Annotated in this window: 21 protein-coding genes; 16 read left to right on the forward strand and 5 right to left on the reverse strand. The window is 67.5% G+C overall.

Annotated features, from left to right (window positions below):
• Positions 1–107 precede the first annotated feature (107 nt).
• Together ileS and E6C48_RS07920 are read left to right on the forward strand one after the other, a co-directional pair.
• Positions 108–3086: an isoleucine--tRNA ligase gene (gene ileS / locus E6C48_RS07915; protein ID WP_136355796.1), complete on the forward strand. Its 2979-nt coding sequence runs from the start codon at positions 108–110 to the stop codon at positions 3084–3086.
• Positions 3087–3278: 192 nt separating this feature from the next.
• A complete protein-coding gene (locus E6C48_RS07920) occupies positions 3279–3944 on the forward strand; it encodes a hypothetical protein (protein ID WP_136355798.1) in 666 nt (221 codons plus the stop codon).
• Positions 3945–4000: 56 nt separating this feature from the next.
• Here the strand turns inward: E6C48_RS07920 and E6C48_RS07925 are convergent, their stop codons facing one another.
• Entirely contained in the window at positions 4001–4447 is a 447-nt protein-coding gene (locus E6C48_RS07925; RefSeq protein ID WP_136355800.1) for a nucleoside deaminase, read from the reverse strand.
• Positions 4448–4521: 74 nt separating this feature from the next.
• Between E6C48_RS07925 and E6C48_RS07930 the strand changes: the two genes are divergently transcribed.
• The 11 genes from E6C48_RS07930 to lpxK all read left to right on the forward strand — a co-directional run bounded on the left by E6C48_RS07930 (position 4522) and on the right by lpxK (position 16650).
• Positions 4522–6633: a pseudouridine synthase gene (locus E6C48_RS07930; protein WP_136355802.1), complete on the forward strand. Its 2112-nt coding sequence runs from the start codon at positions 4522–4524 to the stop codon at positions 6631–6633.
• Positions 6633–7187, forward strand: a complete 555-nt coding sequence (gene rsmD, locus E6C48_RS07935) for a 16S rRNA (guanine(966)-N(2))-methyltransferase RsmD (RefSeq protein WP_136355804.1) — start codon at positions 6633–6635, stop codon at positions 7185–7187. The genes E6C48_RS07930 and rsmD overlap by 1 nt, the downstream gene beginning before the upstream one ends.
• Before the next feature lie 112 nt (positions 7188–7299).
• A complete protein-coding gene (locus E6C48_RS07940) occupies positions 7300–8670 on the forward strand; it encodes a M16 family metallopeptidase (RefSeq protein WP_136355806.1) in 1371 nt (456 codons plus the stop codon).
• Positions 8670–10028 carry a M16 family metallopeptidase gene (locus E6C48_RS07945; protein ID WP_136355808.1) on the forward strand — a complete coding sequence of 453 codons (1359 nt, stop codon included), beginning with the start codon at positions 8670–8672 and terminating at the stop codon, positions 10026–10028. Before E6C48_RS07940 ends, E6C48_RS07945 begins: the two co-directional genes overlap by 1 nt.
• Entirely contained in the window at positions 10025–10870 is an 846-nt protein-coding gene (locus tag E6C48_RS07950) for a patatin-like phospholipase family protein (RefSeq protein ID WP_136355810.1), read from the forward strand. Before E6C48_RS07945 ends, E6C48_RS07950 begins: the two co-directional genes overlap by 4 nt.
• Positions 10871–10948: 78 nt before the next feature.
• A complete protein-coding gene (locus E6C48_RS07955) occupies positions 10949–12292 on the forward strand; it encodes a TldD/PmbA family protein (protein ID WP_136355812.1) in 1344 nt (447 codons plus the stop codon).
• Positions 12279–13085, forward strand: coding sequence for a 3'(2'),5'-bisphosphate nucleotidase CysQ (locus E6C48_RS07960; RefSeq protein WP_136355814.1), 807 nt, complete (start codon positions 12279–12281; stop codon positions 13083–13085). Before E6C48_RS07955 ends, E6C48_RS07960 begins: the two co-directional genes overlap by 14 nt.
• Positions 13086–13260: 175 nt before the next feature.
• Positions 13261–13506, forward strand: a complete 246-nt coding sequence (locus tag E6C48_RS07965; RefSeq protein WP_136355816.1) for a DUF4170 domain-containing protein — start codon at positions 13261–13263, stop codon at positions 13504–13506.
• A gap of 2 nt (positions 13507–13508) precedes the next feature.
• Complete coding sequence (locus E6C48_RS07970) at positions 13509–14294, forward strand: lysophospholipid acyltransferase family protein (RefSeq protein ID WP_136355818.1); 786 nt, start codon at positions 13509–13511, stop codon at positions 14292–14294.
• Entirely contained in the window at positions 14291–15607 is a 1317-nt protein-coding gene (waaA, locus tag E6C48_RS07975) for a lipid IV(A) 3-deoxy-D-manno-octulosonic acid transferase (protein WP_136355820.1), read from the forward strand. The genes E6C48_RS07970 and waaA overlap by 4 nt, the downstream gene beginning before the upstream one ends.
• The gene (gene lpxK, locus E6C48_RS07980; protein ID WP_136355822.1) at positions 15607–16650 is read left to right on the forward strand and encodes a tetraacyldisaccharide 4'-kinase; all 1044 of its coding nucleotides are present in this window, start codon (positions 15607–15609) and stop codon (positions 16648–16650) included. Before waaA ends, lpxK begins: the two co-directional genes overlap by 1 nt.
• 9 nt (positions 16651–16659) lie before the next feature.
• On the opposite strand, the gene E6C48_RS07985 is transcribed toward lpxK, so the two are convergent.
• Positions 16660–16893, reverse strand: a complete 234-nt coding sequence (locus E6C48_RS07985) for a DUF2093 domain-containing protein (RefSeq protein ID WP_136355824.1) — start codon at positions 16891–16893, stop codon at positions 16660–16662.
• An 86-nt stretch (positions 16894–16979) separates the two neighbouring features.
• Complete coding sequence (locus E6C48_RS07990; RefSeq protein WP_136355826.1) at positions 16980–17906, reverse strand: LysR family transcriptional regulator; 927 nt, start codon at positions 17904–17906, stop codon at positions 16980–16982.
• A 129-nt stretch (positions 17907–18035) separates the two neighbouring features.
• On the opposite strand from E6C48_RS07990, the gene E6C48_RS07995 reads away from it, so the two are divergent.
• Positions 18036–18926, forward strand: coding sequence for a DMT family transporter (locus tag E6C48_RS07995; protein ID WP_136355828.1), 891 nt, complete (start codon positions 18036–18038; stop codon positions 18924–18926).
• Between the two features lie 4 nt (positions 18927–18930).
• Here E6C48_RS07995 and mutL read toward each other — a convergent pair whose 3' ends face one another.
• The gene (mutL, locus tag E6C48_RS08000; RefSeq protein ID WP_136355961.1) at positions 18931–20781 is read right to left on the reverse strand and encodes a DNA mismatch repair endonuclease MutL; all 1851 of its coding nucleotides are present in this window, start codon (positions 20779–20781) and stop codon (positions 18931–18933) included.
• Positions 20782–20898: 117 nt separating this feature from the next.
• Between mutL and E6C48_RS08005 the strand changes: the two genes are divergently transcribed.
• Positions 20899–21387: a DUF3828 domain-containing protein gene (locus E6C48_RS08005; protein WP_136355830.1), complete on the forward strand. Its 489-nt coding sequence runs from the start codon at positions 20899–20901 to the stop codon at positions 21385–21387.
• Between the two features lie 4 nt (positions 21388–21391).
• Positions 21392–21922: a hypothetical protein gene (locus E6C48_RS08010; protein WP_136355832.1), complete on the forward strand. Its 531-nt coding sequence runs from the start codon at positions 21392–21394 to the stop codon at positions 21920–21922.
• Position 21923: 1 nt separating this feature from the next.
• On the opposite strand, the gene queF is transcribed toward E6C48_RS08010, so the two are convergent.
• The gene (queF, locus tag E6C48_RS08015; protein WP_136355834.1) at positions 21924–22385 is read right to left on the reverse strand and encodes a preQ(1) synthase; all 462 of its coding nucleotides are present in this window, start codon (positions 22383–22385) and stop codon (positions 21924–21926) included.
• Positions 22386–22390 lie beyond the last annotated feature (5 nt).

Raw genomic sequence — 22390 nt, forward strand, 5'->3', positions numbered from 1 at the left:
CCGCCGGGATTTTTCGCGCGACGAACCCCTCGCGCTTTTTCCAGAACATGATAGTTCAACGCCCCGGGCTTTTTCGCGGCCTTTGGGCCAACGCATATGGCAGACCGATGACCGATACCGCCGACACGATCGACTATTCCAAAACGCTTTACCTGCCGCAGACGCAGTTTCCGATGCGTGCCGGCCTGCCGGAGAAGGAGCCGCTGCTGGTCAGGCGCTGGCAGGACATGGATCTCTACCGGCGCCTGCGCGAGACCTCCGCCGGCCGGCCGAAATACGTGCTGCATGACGGCCCGCCCTACGCCAACGGCAACATCCATATCGGCCACGCGCTGAACAAGATCCTCAAGGACATCATCAACCGCTCCTTCCAGATGCGCGGCTACGACGCCAATTACGTGCCGGGCTGGGATTGCCACGGTCTGCCGATCGAATGGAAGATCGAGGAGGAGAACTACCGCTCCAAGGGAAAGGCCAAGCCGGACCTCACCGACCCGGCGGCGATGATCGAGTTCCGCCGCGAATGCCGCGCCTATGCCGAGCACTGGATCAAGGTGCAGGGCGACGAGTTCCAGCGGCTCGGCGTCATCGGCGATTTCAAGAACCCGTACCTGACGATGAGCTACCACGCCGAGGCGCGCATCGCCGGCGAGCTGCTGAAATTCGCCGCCAGCGGCCAGCTCTATCGCGGTTCCAAGCCGGTCATGTGGTCCGTGGTGGAACGCACCGCGTTGGCCGAGGCCGAGATCGAGTACCACGACTACGAGAGCGACACGATCTGGGTGAAGTTCCCGGTGGCCGGTGGCTCCGGCGACTTCGTTGGCTCGTCCGTCGTCATCTGGACGACCACGCCGTGGACGATCCCCGGCAACCGCGCGGTGGCCTATTCCCCGCGCATCGCCTACGGCCTTTATGAAGTCACGGCGGCCGAGAACGATTTCGGGCCGCAGCCGGGTGAGAAACTGATCTTCGCCGACGCTCTGGCCGATCCCTCGGCCGAGAAGGCCAAGGTAACCCTGAGGAGGGTTCGCGACGTTTCCGCCGAAGCACTTGGAAGCCTTACGCTTTCCCACCCCTTCAAAGGGCTCGGCGGTGGCTACGAATTCGCCGTTCCGATGCTTGCCGGCAACCACGTTACCGACGACGCCGGCACCGGTTTCGTCCACACCGCGCCCGGCCATGGCCGCGAGGACTTCGAGGCGTGGATGGATCATGCCCGCGAGTTGCAGGGCAGGGGCATCGACCCGGCGATCCCGTTCACCGTGGACGACGGCGGTTACTTCACCAAGGACGCGCCCGGCTTCGGCCCGGATCGCGAGGGCGGCCCGGCGCGCGTCATCGACGACAACGGCAAGAAGGGCGACGCCAACAAGGCCGTCATCGAGGAACTGATCGCCCGCAACGCGCTGTTCGCGCGCGGCCGGCTGAAGCACAGCTACCCGCATTCGTGGCGTTCCAAGAAGCCGATCATCTTCCGCAACACGCCGCAGTGGTTCGTCTACATGGACAAGGCGCTGGGCGGGTACGGCCTTTCCACGGAAGGGAAAGCGGTTGCCTCTGGCGAATCCGACACCCTGCGCAACCGCGCGCTGAAAGCCATCGACGACACGCGCTTCGTGCCGGCGGCCGGGCAAACCCGGTTGAGGGCGATGATCGAGGAGCGGCCGGACTGGGTGCTGTCGCGCCAGCGCGCCTGGGGCGTGCCGATCGCCGTCTTCGCCGACGCCGACGGCAACGTCCTGAAGGACGAGGCGGTCAATGCCCGCATCGTCGAAGCCTTCGAGAAGGAAGGCGCCGACGCCTGGTTCGCCGCCGGCGCGCGCGAGCGCTTCCTCGGTTCCCGCGCCAACGAACCCTGGGTCATGGTCAAGGACATCCTCGACGTCTGGTTCGATTCCGGCTCCACGCACACCTTCACGCTGGAGGACAGGCCTGACCTGAAATGGCCGGCCGACGTCTATCTCGAAGGATCGGACCAGCATCGCGGCTGGTTCCATTCCTCGCTGCTGGAAAGCTGCGGCACGCGCGGCAGGGCGCCCTACAACGCCGTCATCACCCATGGCTTCACCATGGCAGAGGACGGCCGCAAGATGTCGAAATCGCTGGGCAACCAGGTGTTCCCGCAGGACGTCATCAAGCAATCGGGCGCCGATATTCTGCGCCTGTGGGTCGCCACCACCGACTATTGGGAAGACCAGCGCCTCGGCAAATCGGTGATCCAGACCAATGTCGACGCCTATCGCAAGCTGCGCAACACGGTCCGCTGGATGCTGGGCACGCTGGCGCACGACGAGGGCGAGGACGTGCCGCTGGCCGAGATGCCCGAACTTGAGCGGCTGATGCTTCACCGCCTGTCGGAATTGGACGAGATCGTGCGCGCCGGCTACGACGCCTTCGACTTCAAGCGTGTCGCCAAGTCGCTGCTCGATTTCATGGTGGTGGACCTGTCGGCCTTCTATTTCGACATCCGCAAGGACGCGCTCTACTGCGACGGGCCGTCGAGCGTGAAGCGCAAGGCCGCCTTGCAGGTGGTGCGCCACCTGTTCGAGTGCCTGACGAAATGGTGGGCGCCGATCCTGCCGTTCACCACCGAGGAGGCGTGGCTGGACCGTCATCCCGATGCGCAGTCGCTGCATCTCGACCAGATGCCGGATGTGCCGGCGACGTGGCGCAACGAGGCGCTCGCCGGAAAATGGCGTAAAGTCAGGCAGATGCGGCGTGTCGTTACCGGAGCGCTGGAAATCGCGCGCGCCGAAAAGCGCATCGGCTCGTCGCTGGAGGCCGTGCCGGTGGTCTATCTCGGCGACCGCAAGCTGGAACAGGAACTCGCCGGCGTCGACATGGCCGAGATCGCCATCACCAGCGGTCTCGTCTTTTCCTATGACGGCGCACCCATCGATGCTTTCAGGCTCGACGACGTCGAGGGTGTCGCCGTGGTGGTCGAGCGGGCCGAGGATCAGGGTCTGCGCAAATGCGCGCGGTCCTGGCGCTACACCGACGATGTCGGTTCCGACCCGGCGTTTCCTGACGTGTCGGCCCGCGACGCCGCGGTGCTGCACGAACTGCAGGCGCTCGGCCGCCTGTAGGCGGTGCACAAATGTCACGGCCGGATCGATAAGACCGGCCGTGCGTTGCCCCCGGCTAGCTGTTGAGATAAACACGCCCGAGCCGTGCCGGACAACGTGCAAGACAAATTGTCGCCGGATTTCCGTTGGATGAGCGGGCGGGAACGATGTCGGCAACGGCGGCACGGCAGAGAGCGAGAGTGGGATTTGGGCATGAACCACGGACATTGCAGGCGCGCGGCTCTTGTGGCGCCGCTTGTCGTCTCGGCGCTGGCACTGGCCGGATGCATGAGTTCGCCCACCTACGGTACCGACAAGACGGCCAGCGAACAGCTCGTCGGCGACCTCAGCAGCGCCCTCTCGCTGGCGCCGCAGGAGCGTGAGCACATCGACTACAGGCCGCGTCCCGAACTGGTGAAACCGGCGCCGGGGCAGAAAGAATCGCTGCCGCAGCCGCAGGACAGCATCACCCAGACGGCGAGCGCCCAGTGGCCCGAGTCGCCGGAGCAGCGACGCCAGCGCTTGCGTGACTATGCCACCGAGCATCGGGGCGATATCAACTACGATCCGCAGATCGTCAACGATATGGGGGCCAAACCGGAAGTGCCCCAGCAGGTGACGAACGGCCCCGGTTCGATCACGACGAAGAGTTCCGGCAACGGAACGGCGCGCCGCGCCGAGATCAATCGCCGCCTGGCCGAGAGCAGGCAGGGCGATCCGACGACGCGAAAGTATCTGAGCGAGCCGCCGCTGACCTATCGCCAGCCCGCTGCCGATGCTCCGCAAGACGACATCGGCGAGGACGAATACAAGAAGGAGCGCCGCCTGAGGGCGGAGGCGAAGGGCAAGAGCAGCTGGGGCGACTGGTGGCCCTGGTAAGGGCGGTCGCGTAAGGATCGCTGCCCGTCGGGCAGACGGCCCCGCGAGGCTTTTCGTCAGCGCCGACTGCCGAAGAATGTCCTGAGCATTGCCGCCGATTCGACTTCACCCAGGCCGGCATAGACGTCCGGGACGTGGTGGCAGGTGGGCTGGGCGAAGAAGCGCACGCCGTTCGTCACCGCGCCGCCCTTGTCGTCGGCGGCGCCGAAGTAGAGCCGCCGCAGGCGCGCGAAGGAGATGGCTCCCGCGCACATGGTGCAGGGCTCCAGCGTCACATAAAGGTCGCAGCCGTTGAGCCGTTCGCTGGCAAGCGCGCGGCAGGCTTCGCGGATCGCCAGCATCTCGGCATGCGCGGTCGGATCGGCGAGCTCGCGGGTGCGGTTGCCGGCCGAGGCGACGACCTTATCGCCCTGGGCGACGACGGCGCCGATCGGCACTTCGCCGCGCGCCGCCGCCGCTTTTGCCTGTTCCAGCGCCAGGGCCATGAAATTCGGTCGTTTCACGCGTTGTCGGGTCCCGATTAACCTCGCCTCCCGGCGACGATCCTGTTATCTAGCCGCGCAAACGGGCAAAGACCATGGACGATAGAGACAACAAACCGCCGCGCGGCCGCAAGCCGGGCGGACAACGCCCCTCAGGTGCAGGCCATTCCGGCCCGCGCTCCCCTGGCGCCGGCAAGGGCGGCAAGCCCGCCTTTGGCGGCGGCAAGAAGCAGTTCGGCAAGCCGCGCACGGCTGCCGGCGGGCCGGAGCGCGATTTCAAGCGCGACCGCAAGCCCTACAAGCCGCGCGAAGAGCGAAGCGGCGAGCCCGGCGAACGGCCGCAGCGCGCCTTCGGCGGCGAGCGTCCTTTCCGCAAGGATGCGGCGGCCGAAGGCGGGGCGCAAGCGCGGCCTTTCCGCAAACCGTACCAGAAGCGCGAAGGCGATGACCGGCGCTCGTCCGCCGGCGACAAGCCTTACCGGACGCGGGAGGGCGGCAAGCCCTACGAAAAGCGCGATGAAGGGCGCAAGCCGTTCAGGCCACGCGGCGAGCGTCCGGCCGGCAATGACGGCGAAAGGACGGGACGCCCGTTTCGACGCGACGAGCGCCCCGAAGGCGAAAGGGCAGGCGGCGGATTTCGCGGCGATCGCAAGCCGTTCCAGAAGCGCGAAGGGGACGACAGGCGACCGTCCGGTCCACGCCCCGGCCGTTTCGAGCGCAGCGCGGCGCGTAGCGGTACCGATGCGGTGCGCGGCGAACGTCCGCCGCGGCAATTCTCCGACGGGCCGAGGCCGCCGCGCAAGCCGTACGACAAGCCCGCAGGCGGAGAGCGGGAGGCTCGCTTCGACGAGCCCAAGCGCGACTTCGGCGACCGCCCGAAGCGCGATTTCGAAGATCGCCCCAAGCGTGACTTCGGTGACCGTAAGCCCGGCGGCTTCAGGTCCCGTCCGCGCATCGAGGATGCGGCCGAGGAAAGCGGCGAGCGCATCGCCAAGCGGCTGGCGCGCGCCGGCATCGCCTCGCGCCGCGACGCCGAGGAACTGATCGCCGCCGGCCGGGTGAAGGTGAATGGCAAGGTCGTCGAGACGCCCGCCTTCAACGTCTTGGCAAGCGATGTCATCCATCTCGACGGCATGGAGATCCCGCCGGTCGAGCGCACGCGCCTGTTCCTGTTCCACAAGCCGGCCGGCGTGGTGACCACCAACCGCGACCCGGAAGGGCGCAAGACCGTGTTCGACGTCCTGCCGGTCGACCTGCCACGGCTGATGACGGTCGGGCGGCTCGACATCAACACCGAGGGCCTGCTGCTTCTGACCAATGACGGCGGCCTGTCGCGTGTCCTGGAACTGCCGGCCACCGGCTGGTTACGCCGCTATCGCGTCCGCGTCCACGGCAAAGTGGAAGAGCAGGCTCTGGCCGGTCTGAAGGACGGCATCGCCGTCGACGGTGTCTTCTACGGCGCGGTCGAGGCCTCGCTGGAGCGCACGCAGGGCACCAACGCCTGGCTGACCATCGGCCTGCGCGAGGGCAAGAACCGTGAGGTCAAGAACATCCTCGGCGCGCTCGGCCTCGACGTGACGCGGCTGATCCGTATCTCCTACGGGCCGTTCCAGCTCGGCGAACTGCCGGAAGGCCATGTGCTGGAGATCAAGGGGCGCACGCTGCGCGAACAGCTCGGCGAGCGGCTGGTCGAAGAGTCCGGCGCGAATTTCGAGGCCGACGTGCTGAAGCCCTTCTCCAACAAGCCGGTGCGCCGGACGGAGCCGAGGCCGGAGCAGCCCGAGCGCGCGCGGCCCATGCGCGACGGCAACCGCCAGCCGATCGGCGAAGGCGGGCTCATCAAGGCGCGCAAGCGCCGCGAAAACAGCCGCGACGAGGCGCTTGGCAAGCTTTCGACCCGGCCGGAGCGAGGCGGCTTCGGCGAAAAATCCGGGTTCGGCGGCAGGCCGGGCCGGGATTTCTCCGACAAGCCCAACCGGGGTCCCGACCGTGGCCCGGCGCGTGGTGGCAAACGCGAGCGCGATGAGCGCCCGATGGACCCGCCTGGCCAGCGCCGTGCCAATGTCTGGATGGCGCCGGGGGCGAGGCCGCAAAGCAAGAAAGCCGAGGGCGAAGAAAACCGCAAGCCGCGCAACGCCCGGCCGCCTCGCTCCGGATCGGGTGGCGATCGGCCACGCCCGAAGTCGGGCGGACCGAAGAAGCGCTGATGCGCATCGTTGGCGGCGCCTTGCGCGGACGGCCGTTGGCCACGCCGCGCGATCACTCCATCCGCCCGACCACCGACCGCGCGCGCGAGGCCGTCTTCAACGTGCTGGCGCATCGCTTCGCGGATCGGCTGGAGGGCGCGCGGGTGCTCGACCTGTTCGCCGGCACCGGCGCGCTGGGGCTGGAGGCGCTGTCGCGGGGAGCTGGCTTTGCGCTCTTCATTGAGGAATCGGCCGAAGGCCGCGGCCTGATCCGCTCCAATGTCGAGGCCTTCGGGCTCACCGGCCGCACCAAGATCTTCCGCCGCGACGCCACGGCATTGGGCGAAGCGGGCACGATGGCGTCTTTCGGTCTGGTCTTCGCCGATCCGCCATACGGCAAGGGGCTGGGGGAGCGCGCGCTGCGCTCGGCCGCCGACGGCGGCTGGCTGGCGCCCGGCGCCCTGTGCGTGGTCGAGGAGGCGGCCTCCGCTCCGTTCGAGCCGGGAACCGGCTTCGCGATCATCGACGAACGCGGCTACGGCGAAACCGTCATCCGCTTCATCGAGGCCGAATGACGGCGCTTTGCCCGACTTCGGCCGCGTTTGCCGGGCAGATGACGGATAATTCATTTCCCGCGCCTTTGCGCCCAACCTATCGTTTCGCAATGATTTTCCACCGGAGTCGTCGATGACAATGCTGGCCGCGCGGCTCCGCTCCTGCTTCGTCGTCCTGGTGCTGGTGGCAGGCTCCGTCATTCCGGCGGCGGCCGAGCAGAAGGCCGGGCAGGCCGATATCACCGATTTCACGCTGGCCAACGGCATGCAGGTCGTCGTCATTCCCGACCGCCGCGCGCCGATCGTCACCCATATGGTCTGGTACAAGGTGGGCAGCGCAGACGAACCGCCCGGCAAGTCCGGCATCGCCCATTTCTTCGAGCACCTGATGTTCAAGGCGACGAAGACCTATCCGGAAGGCGCCTTCGACAAGGCCATCGCGGCCATCGGCGGCAGCAACAACGCCTTCACCTCCTACGACTACACTGCCTTCTATGAGACCGTGCCGCCTGCGGCGCTGGGCGAGATGATGGCGTTCGAGGCCGACCGGATGCGCAACCTCATCCTCGACGACAAGACCATCGTCACCGAGCGCGACGTCATCCTGGAAGAGCGCCGCGCCCGCGTCGACAACGATCCGGGCTCCCTTCTGGAGGAGGAAGTGGACGCCACGCTGTGGCAGAACCAGCCCTATCGCATCCCGGTCATCGGCTGGAAACAGGAGATCGAGAAGCTGGACCGCGCCGACGCGCTGACCTTCTACGACCACTATTATCGCCCCAACAACGCGATCCTCGTGGTGGCCGGCGACGTCGATGCCGAGACGGTGCGCGCGCTGGCGGAAAAGTCTTACGGCAAGCTGGAGCGCGGACCGGACCTGCCGCCGCGCATTCGCCCTGTCGAGCCCGAGCAGAATTCGCGCCGCACGGTGACGCTGACCGACGCGCGCGTCGGCGAGCCGAGCTTTTCGACGCAATGGGTGGTGCCGTCCTACCATACGGCGAAACCCGGCGAGGCCGAGGCGCTGGACCTGTTGTCGGAAATCCTCGGCGGCGGCCCGCGCAGCCGGCTCTACCAGGAACTGGTGGTCAGGAAGAAGATCGCCACCAGCGCCGGCGCCTCCTTCCAGGGCAACATGCTGGACGATACCAATTTCGCCGTCTACGCCGAGCCGCGCGACGGCAACAGCGTCGCCGATGTCGAAGCGGCGGCGAATGCCGAGGTGGCGCGCATCGCGACCGGCGGCGTCACCGAAGAGGAACTCGACCGCGCGAAGGACCGTTTTATCCGCTCGACCGTTTTCGCCCGCGACAGGCAGGATGCGATGGCCAACATGTATGGCGCGACGCTCGCCACAGGCGGAACGATCGAGGATATCACCGGCTGGCCCGACCGCATCGCCAAGGTGACGGCAGACCAGATCAAGACGGCTGCGGCGCGTTATCTGGTGCCGGACCGCTCGGTGACGGGCTATCTTCTGCCCAAGACGCAGGTGGCCAACTGATGGAAGCCGCTCCGAAGCCTTTCCATGCACGCCTTGTTCTCGGCGTCGCCACGCTTTTCCTGTCGGCTTTCTTCCTGATCCTGCCGGCGCTCTCGGCGCGCGCGGCCGTCGCCATCCAGGAAGTGAAATCGGACAAGGGCGTCACCGCCTGGCTGGTCGAGGATTACACGGTGCCGATCGTGGCGGTCCGTTTCGCCTTCGACGGCGGTTCGACACAGGACCCGCCCGGCAAGGAGGGACTGGCGAACCTGATGACCGGCCTGTTCGACGAGGGCGCGGGTGATCTCGACAGCGACGCCTTCCAGACGAGCCTCGACGACGCCGGCGCCGAGATGAGTTTCAACGAGACGCGCGACGCCGTCTACGGCTCCATGCGCATGCTGGCGGAGCGCAAGGACAAGGCCTTCGACCTGCTTCGGCTGGCTGTGCAGCATCCGCGTTTCGACAAGGCGCCGATCGACCGCATCCGCGCCCAGATCGTCGCCGGCATCGTTTCGGGCGAGCGCGATCCCGATACGGTCGCCGCCCGCAAATGGGCCGAGGCGATCTATGGCGGCCATCCCTATTCGCGCTCCGGGCAGGGCACGAAAGAAAGCGTCGCGTCGCTGACCGCCGAAGACCTGCATGCCCTGCACAAGGCGCTGTTCGCCCGTGGCGGCCTGCATGTGGCGGTGGTCGGCGCCATCGACGCGGCGACGCTGAAGCGCAAGCTGGACGAAGTATTCGGCGACCTGCCGGCGGAGCCCGCGCTGCAAGCCGTGCCGGACGCCGAACTCAAGCTCGGCCAGCGGCTTGAGGTGAACTACGACCGCCCGCAGACCTCGCTGCAATTGGCCTGGCCGGGCGTTCCCCGCGATGCACCGGAATTCTACGCGGCAGCCCTGATGAACGAGATCCTCGGCGGCGGCACCTTCACCTCGCGGCTGTTCAAGGAAGTGCGCGATAAGCGCGGGCTCGCCTACAGCATCAGTTCCGGGTTGATGAACAGCGAGCATTCGTCCTCGCTGGTGATCGGCACGGCGACCCGCTCCGACCGCGCCGCCGAGACGCTGGCCGTCATCCGCGACGTGGTCAAGGGCATGGCCGGGCAGGGGCCGACCGAGGAGGAACTTGCCGCCGCGAAGGCCTACACTGTCGGCGCCTACGCCATCAACAACCTGGATTCCTCCGCGTCGATCGCCTCGACGCTGGTCGAACTGCAGATCGAAGGGCTGGGCATCGACTATATGCAGCGGCGCGCCGGCTATATCGACGCGGTGACGCTGGACGAGGTGAAGGCCGTCGCCAGAAAGCTTCTTTCGGTCGATCCCGCCGTCATGGTCGTTGGCCCGCCGCTACCCGACGGGAGCAAGGGATGAGCCCGACCTTCGGCATCGCCTTCGGCGGCGGCGGTGCGCGCGGCCTTGCCCATATCCATGTCATCGAGGCGCTGGACGAACTGGGCATCCGCCCGGTCGCCATCGCCGGTTCGTCCATCGGCGCCATCATGGGGGCCGGCATGGCCGCCGGCATGAAGGGCCGGGACATCCACGACCATGCCCGTTCCATTCTCGGCACCCGCGCGCAGGTGGCGAGCCGCATGTGGAAGGCGCGGCCGGGCAGTTTCGCCGAAGCGATGCAGGGCGGCCTGCATGTCAGCCAGTTCAATGTCGAGCGCATCCTCAAGGCGTTCCTGCCGGAAGCCGTTCCGGACCGTTTCGAGGACCTCGCGATTCCGCTGAAGGTGACGGCCACCGACTATTTCGGCCATGAACTGGCGGTCTTCGACAGCGGCGACCTGCATTCGGCGCTTGCCGCCTCGGCGGCGATCCCCGCTGTCTTCCGGCCGGTCTCGCGTGACGGCCGCCTGTTGATCGACGGCGGCATCTACAACCCGGTGCCGTTCGACCTGATCGAGCGCGACGCCGACATCGTCGTCGCCGTCGATGTCGTCGGCGCGCCCTCGGAGGCCGAGCGCAAGCGGCCGAGTTCGGTCGACCTGATGTTCGGCGCCACGCAGCTGATGATGCAGTCGATCATCGCCAACAAGCTGATGCAGTGCCGCCCGGATATTTTGATCCGGCCGCCGGTCTCGCGCTTCCGCGTCCTCGATTTCCTCAAGATCGACGCGGTCATGGCGGAGACGGTTGCCGTGAAGGATGAAGTGAAGCGCGAGGTCGAGCGGGCCCTGGCCGCGCACTACCAGCCGCAGAAGCACTGAGGTGCAGCCGGCGGCGCCCACCATTGCACAAGCCGGATCGGAACAATAGATGGTGGTCCGGGAAACAGGAAAGTGGACATGACCGACAGGCTGGATTCGGCCAAACTCACCGATCGCGTCGCGGCCCTCGTCGAGGCCGCCACGCGCGCCGGCGCCGATGCGGCCGATGCCGTGGTGGTGCTCGGCCGCTCCACCGGCGTCTCGGTGCGGCTGGGCAAGGTGGAAAACACCGGCGCTTCCGAGAACGAGGACGTTTCCCTGCGCGTGTTCGTCGGCAAGCGCGTCGCCTCGGTGTCTGCCACCGCCTCCTCCGACCCGAAGGCCCTGGCGGAACGCGCCGTGGCGATGGCGAAAGTCTCGCCGGAGGACCCCTATCAGGGATTGGCCGATCCGGCGCTGCTCGCAAAGGCGCCGCGTGACCTTGACCTTTTCGATGCCACCGAGGTGTCGGCGGAGCAGTTGAAGAACGATGCGCTGGCCGCCGAGGAAGCAGCCCTCGCAGTGAAGGGCGTGACCAATTCCGCCGGCAGCGGCGCCAGCGCCGGCATGGGCGGACTGGTGCTCGCCACCTCGCACGGGTTTCTCGGCCAGTATGTCGCCACCCGCTTCTCGCGCTCCGTCAGCGTTATTGCCGGCGAGGGCACCGGCATGGAGCGTGACTACGAATTCTCCTCTCGCCAGCATTTCTCCGATCTCGACGCGCCCGACTGGATCGGCCGTTCGGCCGGCGAGCGGGCGGTGAAGCGGATCGGCGCGCGCAAGGCCGCGACCGGTCCGGTCGACGTGGTGTTCGATCCGCGCGTGGCGCGCGGCATCGCCGGCCACCTTGCCGGTGCGGTCAACGGCGCTTCGGTCGCCCGCAAGACCAGCTTCCTGCGCGACATGATGGGCAAGCAGGTGGCGTCAGCCGCCATCACCGTCACCGACGAGCCGCTGCGCGTGCGCGGCCAGGCGTCCCGGCCGTTCGATGGCGAGGGCGTCGAGGGCGAGCGGCTGCTGCTGATCGAGAACGGCGTCTTGAACCACTGGACGCTTTCCACCTCGGTCGGGCGCGAACTCGGGCTGGCGACCAACGGGCGCGGCGCGCGCAGCGGCTCGCAGGTGTCACCGTCCTCCACCAACCTCGCCATCGAGCCCGGCAGCCGCACGCCGCGGGACCTGATCGGCTCGCTGAAATTCGGCTTCTACGTGACGGAGGTGTTCGGGCAGGGCGTCAACATGGTGACGGGCGAGTATAGCCGCGGCGCTTCCGGCTTCTGGATCGAGAACGGCGAACTCGCCTACCCGGTATCTGAGGTAACCATCGCCTCCAATCTCAAGACGATGTTCCTCGCCATGGAAGCCGCGAACGACCTCGACCGCAATTTCGGCACCGCGGCGCCGACCCTGATGATCACGGGCATGACCCTTGCCGGAAGCTGAGACACGAGCGCGGATCGCTCCGGAAGCCGACCTTGCCCTACTGCGCGACGCGGCGCGGCAGGCGGGGGCGATCGCCTTGCGCTATTTCGGCAAAGACCCGCAGGTCTGGATGAAGGAAGGCGCTTCGCCGGTCAGCGAAGCCGACTACGCCGCAGACGCCTATCTGCGCGAGACGTTGCTTGCCGCCCGTCCCGACCATGGCTGGTTGTCGGAGGAAACCGCCGACGATCCGGCCCGGCTAAAGGCGCGGCGCCTGTTCGTCGTCGATCCGATCGACGGCACGCGCGGCTTTCTTGAAGGGAAGGATACCTGGTGCGTCAGTGTCGCCCTTGTCGAGGACGGCCGCACCATCGCCGGCGTGCTCGAATGCCCGGCCAAGCGGGAAACCTATTGGGCGCTGCCGGGGCAGGGCGCGTTCTGCAACGGCAGGCGCATCACGGTGCGCGCTGACTCGGCGCGGCCCGATGTCGCCGGCCCGAAGCCGATGCTGGACGCCTTGCCGCCGGAGTGGAGCGAGCGCATCCATCGCGCCGCCTATGTTCCCTCGCTCGCCTATCGGCTGGCGATGATCGCCAACGGTTCGCTCGACGCGACCTTCGTCAAGCCGAACGCGCATGACTGGGACATCGCCGCTGCCGACCTCATCCTGCACGAAGCGGGCGGGCGCCTGCTCGACCGTGAAGGCCGCCGGCCCCGCTACGGCGGTGCGGAAATCCGCCACGGTGCGCTTTGCGCGGGCAGCGGCGCGCTGCTGGACGTCATGGCCGGGATCGTCGCCGGCTACGGTCGTTGACGTTTCGATGGTTTCAAAGTGACGCGCTTTGTTCTAGAGCATTTTGCAGCCGGGCGGAATCGTCAGGCGTCGCATGAATGCGGCAAGGGAAATCAGGCTGGAGCAGCGGCATCGCGTTCGCCGGAACGCACGCTGCTTTGAAGCGCCCAAATCGAAAAGATGCGAAGGACGGTCCATGACCGGCGAGAATGCGAACAAGCAACTGCTTCACCTCGTCTTCGGCGGCGAGCTGAAGACGCTCGGCGGGACAGAATTCCGCGACCTCGACCAGCTCGATATCGTCGGCATCTATCCCGACTACGAGAGCGCGAAGACCGCCTGGAAGGCCAAGGCCCAGGCAAGCGTCGACAACGCCCACATGCGCTATTTCGTCGTGCATCTGCACCGCCTGCTCGACCCTGAAAGCAAGGCCGGCGCGTGACGATGGACGAACGGGCGGCCGATCCGCGGGCAGGGCAGGCTTCGGCGCCGAAGAAGCGCGGGGCGGTCAAGACCCTGTGGAAGCGGGTTCGCGCGCCGCTGGCGCAGTCCAGCCTGGTCAAGAACATGATCGCCAGCCTGATCAAGCTCACCATGCACTTCATCCGGCTGACCAATCCGAAGGTGGCCGGCCAGCCGGCCTTCGAGAACACCGTCTTCGAGCGGGAGGAGCCGGCGATCCTGGCGCTGTGGCACGGTCAGCACATCCTGCTGCCGGCCTTCTATCCCAGCCGCAGGCCGCTGGTCGCCATGGTGTCGCGCAGCGCCGACGCCGAGGTCAACGCGCTGGTGGTCGAGAAATTCGGCATCGAGACCGTGCGCGGCTCCGGCGGCCGCGAGAGCGCCCGCAATCTCGACAAGGGCGGAGCGAAAGCCCTGATCGCCCTGAAAAAGGCGCTGGTGGCGGGCAAGAACGTCTGCATGATCGCCGATATCCCGCACGGCACGCCGCGCGACGCCGGTCTTGGCGTCATCCTCCTGGCCAAGCTCTCCGGCCGGCCGATCTATCCGGCCGCCCTTGCCACCAGCCGCCGCAAGGTGCTGGAGAAAAGCTGGGACAAGACCACCATCAACCTGCCGTTCGGCCGCTCGGCCCTGATCGCGGCCCAGCCGATCTTCGTGGCGTCCGACGCCGACGAGGCGGAGATGGAGCGCAAGCGCCTTGAGGTTACCGACGCGCTGAACGCCGCCACCGCCGAAGCCTACCGCATGGTGGACGGCACGAAATGAGCGAACGCCGGGCCCGCGCGCTGCTGTCCATGTACCGGTTCGCCGGCGCGGCGGCCTATCCGCTGATCGGCCCCTACGTCGCCTGGCGCGCTTCCAGGGGCAAGGAAGACCGCGCCCGCAGCCGCGAACGCTATGGTTTCGCCGGTCGCCCGCGCCCGGAAGGGCCGCTCATCTGGGTGCATGCCGCCAGCATCGGCGAGATGATCGCCGTCGTATCGCTGGTGGAAAGCATCCTCGACCACGGCGTCAACATCGTGCTCACCACCGGCACGGTGACGTCGGCCAGGATCGCGGAGGAGCGCCTGGGCGGACGCGTCATCCACCAATATGTGCCGCTCGACCTCAAGCCGGCGGTCAGCCGTTTCCTCGACCACTGGCAGCCCGACCTCGCCGTCATCGCCGAATCGGAAATCTGGCCGATGACCATCCTCGAACTCGGCGCGCGCAGCGTTCCGCAGGTGCTCGTCAACGGCCGCCTGTCCGACCGCTCCTTCGCCTCGTGGAAGAAGCGACCCAGCCTGGCCGAGGCGCTGTTCGAGAACCTCGCCCATGTCGTTGCCCAGTCGGATATCGACGGCGAACGCTTCCGGGCGCTCGGCGCGCGGCCGGTGACGGTTTCCGGCAACCTCAAAGTCGACACGCCGCCGCCGCCGGTGGATGAGCGCGCGCTGGCTGCCTTGCAGCGGCAGATCGGAGATCGCCCGAGCTGGGCGGCCGTTTCCACCCATGACGGCGAAGAGATGATCGCGGCGGAAGTGCATGTGACGCTGCGCCATCGCCATCCCGGCCTGCTCACCATCATCGTCCCGCGCCATCCCGATCGCGCCGAAGCGCTGCTGACCGCCTTCGAGGGCATGGAACTCAAGGTGGCGCAGCGCAGCAAGGGCGAAAAGATCACTGCCGACACCGACATCCTGCTCGGCGACACGGTGGGCGAAATGGGCCTCTATCTCAGGCTCACCGAGATCGCCTTCGTCGGCCGCTCGCTGACCTCCGAAGGCGGCCAGAACCCGCTGGAACCGGCCATGCTGGACACCGCCGTGCTGGCCGGGCGCAATGTGCAGAATTTCCGGGAATCCTACCAGAAGCTGCTCGACAGCGGCGGCGCCAAGCTGGTGCGCGACCGCAACATGCTGGCCGGCGCGGTCAATTTCCTGCTCTCCAACGAAGCGGCGCGGCACGACATGATGGCCGCCGGTGCGGCGACCGTGGAGGAGATGCGCGGCGCGCTCGCTCGGACCCTGAAGGCGCTGGAGCCGTTCATCCAGCCGCTCATCGTCAAGGCGCGCCTCAAGGGCGCCAACGGGAAGTAATGGCGAGCGAAGCGCCCCCTTTCTGGTGGGAGAAGGCGGACTGGCGCGCTTTCGCCCTGTCGCCGCTGTCGCTCGCCTACGGCATGGTCGCCGGCCGCCGCATGAAGAAGGCGCGGCGGCAAAAGGTCGGCGCGCCGGTGCTGTGCGTCGGCAACTTCACCGTCGGCGGCAGCGGTAAGACGCCGGTGGCGATTGCACTGGCCGGGCAGGCGAAGCGCATGAATCTGAAGCCCGGCTTCCTGTCGCGCGGCCATGGCGGCAGCTTTTCCGAGCCGCATGTCGTCGATGCCTCGCACGACAGCGCCAGGCATGTCGGCGACGAGCCGCTGTTGCTGGCCGAGCACGCGCCGGTCGCCGTGACGGCCGACCGCGCGGCCGGAGCGCAACTGCTGATCGACCGGCACGGATGCGACTTCCTCATCATGGACGACGGTTTCCAGAGCGCGCGCATCCATATCGATTTCGCGCTGCTGGTGGTAGACGCCCGCTACGGGCTGGGCAACGGCCATGTCATTCCCGGCGGGCCGTTGCGCGCGCGCCTCGGCGATCAGCTCCTGTTCGCCGACGCGCTTTTGAAGGTGGGCGAGGGAACGGCGGCCGACGCGGTGGTGCGCCGCGCCGCACGCGCCGGCAAGCCGATTTTCGACGCCCGCACGCGCCCGCTCGACGGTCAGGATCTCGCCGGCCGGCGCTTCCTCGCCTTCGCCGGCATCGGCCATCCGGACAAATTCTTCGCCAGCGTCGCGGAGGCGGGCGGCGAGGTGGCGATGGCCCGCGCCTTCCCCGATCATCATTTCTATGCTGCCGACGAACTCGACGAACTGGCTTCGACGGCGCGCAAGGAGGGGCTGTCGCTCATCACCACCGCGAAGGACGCGGCGCGCCTTTCCCACGACACGGCGCCGCCGGCGCTGCTCGACCACCTCGAAATCCTGCGGATCGGCACGGTCTTCGACCTCGACCATGCGCCCCAGCGCATCGTCGAGGAAACTCTTTCCGCCTGGCGGCGGCGTAAGCTGGCTGCGCTCGAAAAGGGCCAATAAGTCCGGCGCTCAGCGCCGGCTGCGCAGGTCGGGGTTCATCACGATCTCGCGGTCGAGCGAAACGGCGGCGCTGACATACGGCTCCTGCCGGGCGACGCTCCAGTAGCGCAATTCGTCGAGCGGAATGGATTCGCCCGTCACCGCGCAGCGCACGAAGGCGCCCGGACTGGTGACCTGGAAATCGCCGTCGAGATAGCGGATGCCGGCCTCGCGGCCGCCGGGGCCTTCAAAGCGGTTCATCATTGCGCAGGGTCCATCTTCATGCCCGCCATCGGCCACAAATGCGCGGCGAGGTCAAGCGGACACGACGCCCGCGGATATGCGCCATCCTATTCCTCGGCGGCAAGGAAGGCCTCGATCCGCTCCGCCGGAACACCGGCCATGCGGCCCAGGCGATGCGCCAGTTCGCCGGCTGCCGCACGCGGCCGGCCGATCGGCCGGTCGAGCCAGTAGGAGACCGGGTTGAGAACCTTGCGTTCATCCACCGGCACGATACGGCCGGCGGCCAGCTGCCGCTCCGTCAACGGCGGGCGGGCGAGCGCGATGCCGAGCCCGTAGGAAGCGGCGTCGAGAACGAGGTTGTAGTCCTCGAAACGGCGGTCCTGCGGCCGGGGATGGTAGTTCATGCCGAACTGGCCGAACCATGCCCGCCATCCGGAAGCGTCGGAATCGTTGATGAGCGGATAGTGCAGCAGGCGCGCCGGCTCGCCACCGCCGATCTTTGCCGCCAGCTCCGGCGACGCGACGGGGAAGATGTGTTCTTCGAACAACTGAAGGGATATGCGTTCGGCGATGCGCCCGCGGCCGCAGCGGATCGACAGGTCGAAGCCTTCGTCGGCGAGGTCCGACTGGCGAATATCGATGTCGAGCATGATGCGCAGGCGGGTGTCGCCGTTCTCCAGCACTGAGAGCCGAGGCATCAGCCACAACCCGCTGATCGAGGGGATCGAGGTGAGCTTGACGACGGCGCTGCCGCGCGGTTCCACCCAGCGGTCGGAATGGCTGGAAATCAGCGCGAAGGCCTCGCTGACGCGGATATGCAGCCGGTTGCCCTCGATGGTGAGGGAAACGCCGCGCGCGCCGCGCTCGAACAATTTGAGGCCGACCCAGCCCTCCAGCTTGGCGATCTGCCGGCTGACCGCGCCATGCGTCAGGTTCAGCCGCTCCGCCGCCGCCGAGAAACTGCCGGTGCGCGCCGCCGCGTCGAAGGCGCGCAGCGTTTCCAGTGGCAGCATCGCTTCCAAGCTGTGATCCATGCTCACAGCTGATCCTCGATCAACTCGTTTGTCAACGGCGCGAAACAGGTGTCATGTGCCGGGCGAAAACGCTACAGCAGCACGAATTTCCCAAGGAAATCATCCGAGGGAACGCACAAGGGCCGTTCGATGAGCACGACGACAGCGACCAGCGACGCGAAGGGCTTCGACATCGTGGCCGCCGCCGCCATCACCTTGACGGTGATCGGCTGGGCGTCCGCCTTTCCCGGCATCCGGGCGGGGCTCACCGCATTCGCTCCGCTGGAGCTCGGAGCGCTGCGCTTCGCCATCGCCGCGGTGCCCGCCGCGCTCTTCCTGGCCGTCCGCCGCCCGGCTATGCCGCGGCTCGGCGACTGGTGGCGGCTGGCCTTTGGCGGCGCCGTCTTCGTCGCGCTTTACACGGCCGTGCTCAATATCGGCGAGACGATGGTTTCGGCGGGCGCCGCCGCCTTCATCATCAATGTCAGCCCGATCCTCACCGCCTTGATGGCCATGCCGCTGCTCGGCGAGCGGTTCTCGACATGGGCGTGGATCGGCACGTTCCTGTCCTTCGCCGGCATCGGCATCATCGCCATGGGCGAGGGACACGGGTTTCATATCAACGCCGGCGCGCTGCTGGTGCTGGTCGCGGCGCTGTGTTCCTCGCTCAACACCATCGTACAGAAGCCGCTGTTCCTGCGCCTCAAGCCGCTGGACGTGGCGGCCTCCAACATGGTGCTAGGCGCGCTTTGCCTGTCGCCCTTCCTTCCCGAGGCACTGGCCCAGGCACGGGTGGCCGACACGGCCGGTCTCGGCGCGGTGATCTATCTCGGCATCGTGCCGAGCCTCATCGCCTATGCGGCCTGGGCGGTGGCGCTATCGCGCCTGCCGGCCGCGCGCGCCACGAACTTCCTCTACATCGTCTCGCCGACCGCCGTGCTGATCGGCTATTTCTGGCTGGGCGAGGTGCCGACGCTGATGGGCATCGTCGGCGGCGTGCTGGCGCTCGGCGGCGTGGCGATCGTCAACCTGAAAAGGTAAACCGTCATCGCCGCCCGAACAGTCTTTCGATATCGGCGAGCTTGAGTTCGATATAGGTCGGACGGCCGTGGTTGCAGGTGCCGGAGCCGGGCGTCGCCTCCATCTGCCTCAGCAGCGCGTTCATCTCTTCCGGCTTGAGCAGCCGTCCCGAACGCACTGAACCGTGGCAGGCCATGGTGGCGGCGATGTGGTCGAGCCGGTCCTTCAGCGTGTCGACGGTGTCGTTGTCGGCGATCTCGTCGGCGAGGTCGCGCACCAGCCGTCCGATATCGACCTCGCCCAGCATGGCGGGTGTCTCGCGCACCGCCACCGCGCCCGGCCCGAAGCGCTCCAGCCTGAGCCCGAAGCGGGCCAGCGTGTCGCCGTGCAGCGCCAGCCGCTCGGCGTCCTCCTCGGGCAGGTCGACGATTTCCGGCAGGAGCAGCATCTGCGAGGGCAGGGGGCGCGAATGCAGCGCCTGTTTCAGCGCCTCATAGACCAGCCGTTCGTGTGCCGCGTGCTGGTCGACGATGACCAGCGAATCGCGCGTCTGCGCCACGATGTAGTTCTCGTGCACCTGTGCGCGGGCAGCACCCAGGTCGGTGTCGAGCAGCGATTCCTCGACAATGCCGTGGCCGGCGCGGGCATCGGCGCTGGCGAGCGGGCCGGTGTCGAGGATCGCTTGGGCGGCCTCGGCGAAGCCGTTGGCGCGAGGCGCCTCGAACGGCCGGTAGGGAGAGCGGGCCGCGTCGAAACCGACTGGGCCTGAGGCTCGAAAAGCCGTGTCATAACTACGATGGCCGTTGGCCTGCGCGGGATGGTCGTAGGCGGGGCCGCCCGGCCGGAACGCCGCCATCATGCCGGCGGCGCCCGTGGTGGCGGGGCGGATTCCGGCACCGGCAAGCGCGGCGCGAATGGCGCCGACGATCAGCCCGCGCACGAGGCCGGGATCGCGGAAGCGCACGTCGGCCTTGGCCGGATGCACGTTGACGTCGACCAGCGCCGGCTCGAGTTCGAGGAACAGCGCCGTCACCGCGTGGCGGTCGCGCGGCAGCACGTCGGCATAGGCGCCGCGGATGGCGCCAGCCAGCAGCCGGTCGCGCACCGGCCGCCCGTTGACATAGACATATTGCAGCAAGGCGTTGGCGCGCGTGAAGGAGGGGATGGAGACGTGGCCGGTGAGCCGCACGCCCTCGCGTTCGGCGTCGATGGCCAGCGCATTGTCGGGAAACTCCGCCCCCATCACCTGCGCGACGCGGGCAAGCCGGTCGTTTTCGGTGACGGCCGGCAGTTCCAGCGTCGAGCGGTCGGAGCCGGCCAGCGTGAAGCGCACCGCCGGGAAGGCGACGGCGATGCGCTTGACCACGTCGGTGATGGCAGTGGCCTCGGCGCGCTCGCCCTTCATGAATTTCAGACGGGCGGGCGTGGCAAAGAAAAGGTCGCGCACCTCCACCGTCGTGCCGCGGTTGGCGGCGGCGGGGCGGACCGCCGAGACGTGGCCGCCGTCGATGCCGATCTCGGCGGCGCTGTCGCCGGCTGCGGTGCGCGAACGGATCGACAGCCGCGCCACCGAGCCGATGGACGGCAGGGCCTCGCCGCGGAAGCCGAGCGAGCGGATGTCGTGAATGTCGTCGGAGAGTTTCGAGGTGCAGTGGCGGGCCACCGCCAGCGCAAGCTCGGGTTCGGCGATGCCGCCGCCGTCGTCGGTGACGCGGATCAGCGACAGGCCGCCGCCGGCCGTCACCACCTCGATGCGCCGCGCGCCGGCGTCGAGCGCGTTCTCCACCAGTTCCTTGACCACGCTCGCCGGACGCTCGATGACCTCGCCGGCGGCGATCTGGTTGATCATCGTTTCGGAAAGCTGGCGGATGGGCATGATCGCAGTATAGGAAGATTCGCCGGCCAAGAGCAGTCGAAGCAGGGCTTGGCCGCAAAAAAGCCGGGATGACGGGGGCTGTCTGTGGACAGCCGGGTCAAGTTCGAGGGAACGGGAATGAAACGCGCGTCGATTGCCGCTCTTGTGTGCCTGCTCGCGCCGTCGGCGGCGTTTGCCGGACCGGCCTCGAACGCGGTGAAATTCTTCTATACGCCTGACGTGCGTTTCGAGCCTGACCCAAAGTACCGCGACCGCTTCACCGAACCGGTGACGAAGCTGTTCGAACTGAACGATGAAGCGGTCCGGAAAAACCCGGACGTGATCGCCTGCATCGATTTCGATCCGGGCCTCGACGCGCAGGATTTCGACCAGAAGACGGTTTCGAAGACGCTCAAGCTCGTCGAGGCGCTGGACGGAGATACCGGCACCGTGACCGCGACGTTCACGCTCTTTCCGGCCGATGCCGGAATGGAAGGTGCCGCCCGCGAGATGGTCTGGTCGGTGAAGAAGGTCGACGGCAAGTGGAAGATCGCCGACATTGCTTCCAAAACCAACGGCTGGACGCTCAGCCAGCTTCAATGCATGACCGGCCAGAGCCTGGAATAGGTCGATGCGCGTGACCGTCCGGCTGCTGCTCGCCCTTGCCTGCGCGGTGGGATGGTGCAACGCCGCCAGCGCGGACGCCTTGCAGGGCGCTGCACCCGCCAAGCTATCGTCGGCGTCGCCGTCGAGCGGAAATACCCCGGTCGCGGCTCAGCCGGGCTCGCCGACCGCCCTGATAAAACCCTTCTATGAGCATTTCGGCCTCGAACGCGATCCGGCCCAGCGCGCCAACTTCGTCGATCCGGCGAAGAAGGTGCTGGACGACGCCGAGGCGCTGGAAAAGTCGGGGCAAGGCGAATGCCTCGACCCCAACATGGCACTCGACAACGCCGACGCCGACAAGGACGCCATCGCCGGCAGCCTGAAGATGCTGGAGGCGATCAACGGCTACCGCGCCAAGGTGGTCGTCGCCTTCGCCGAAGGCGGCCACCCGCACCGACTGGAATGGAAGCTCGAAAAGGTCGGCGACGCCTGGAAGATCGCCGACCTGCTTTCCGTCACCGGCGAATGGGAACTCAGCCAGTACCAGTGCGAGTAGTTCAGCCGCGCCCGCGATAGGGCGCAACGCCCATATCCGGCAGCCAGGCGCCTTCCGGCGGTGCGCCGGTCTGCCAGAACACGTCGATCGGGATGCCGCCGCGCGGATACCAGAAGCCGCCGATGCGCAACCACAGCGGCTTCGTCGCTGTCACGATGCGCCGTGCGATCGTCACCGTGCAATCTTCGTGGAAGGCCCCATGGTTGCGGAACGAAGTCAGGAACAGTTTCAGCGACTTCGATTCGACCAGGAGCGTGTCCGGCGCATAGTCGATGACGATATGGGCGAAATCCGGCTGCCCGGTGACCGGGCAGAGCGAGGTGAATTCCGGGCAGGCGAAGCGCACGATGGCCGGCGGGCCGTCGCCTTGGCTGAACGGCACCGTTTCCAGGACCGCTTGATCCGGGCTTTCTGGCGTCTCGACCCGGGCGCCGAGTTGAGTAAGCTTCTCTGTGATGGTCATCGGGC

Origin of the sequence: Ollibium composti, from assembly GCF_004801285.1 — a bacterium.
Taxonomy (GTDB): domain Bacteria; phylum Pseudomonadota; class Alphaproteobacteria; order Rhizobiales; family Rhizobiaceae; genus Mesorhizobium; species Mesorhizobium composti.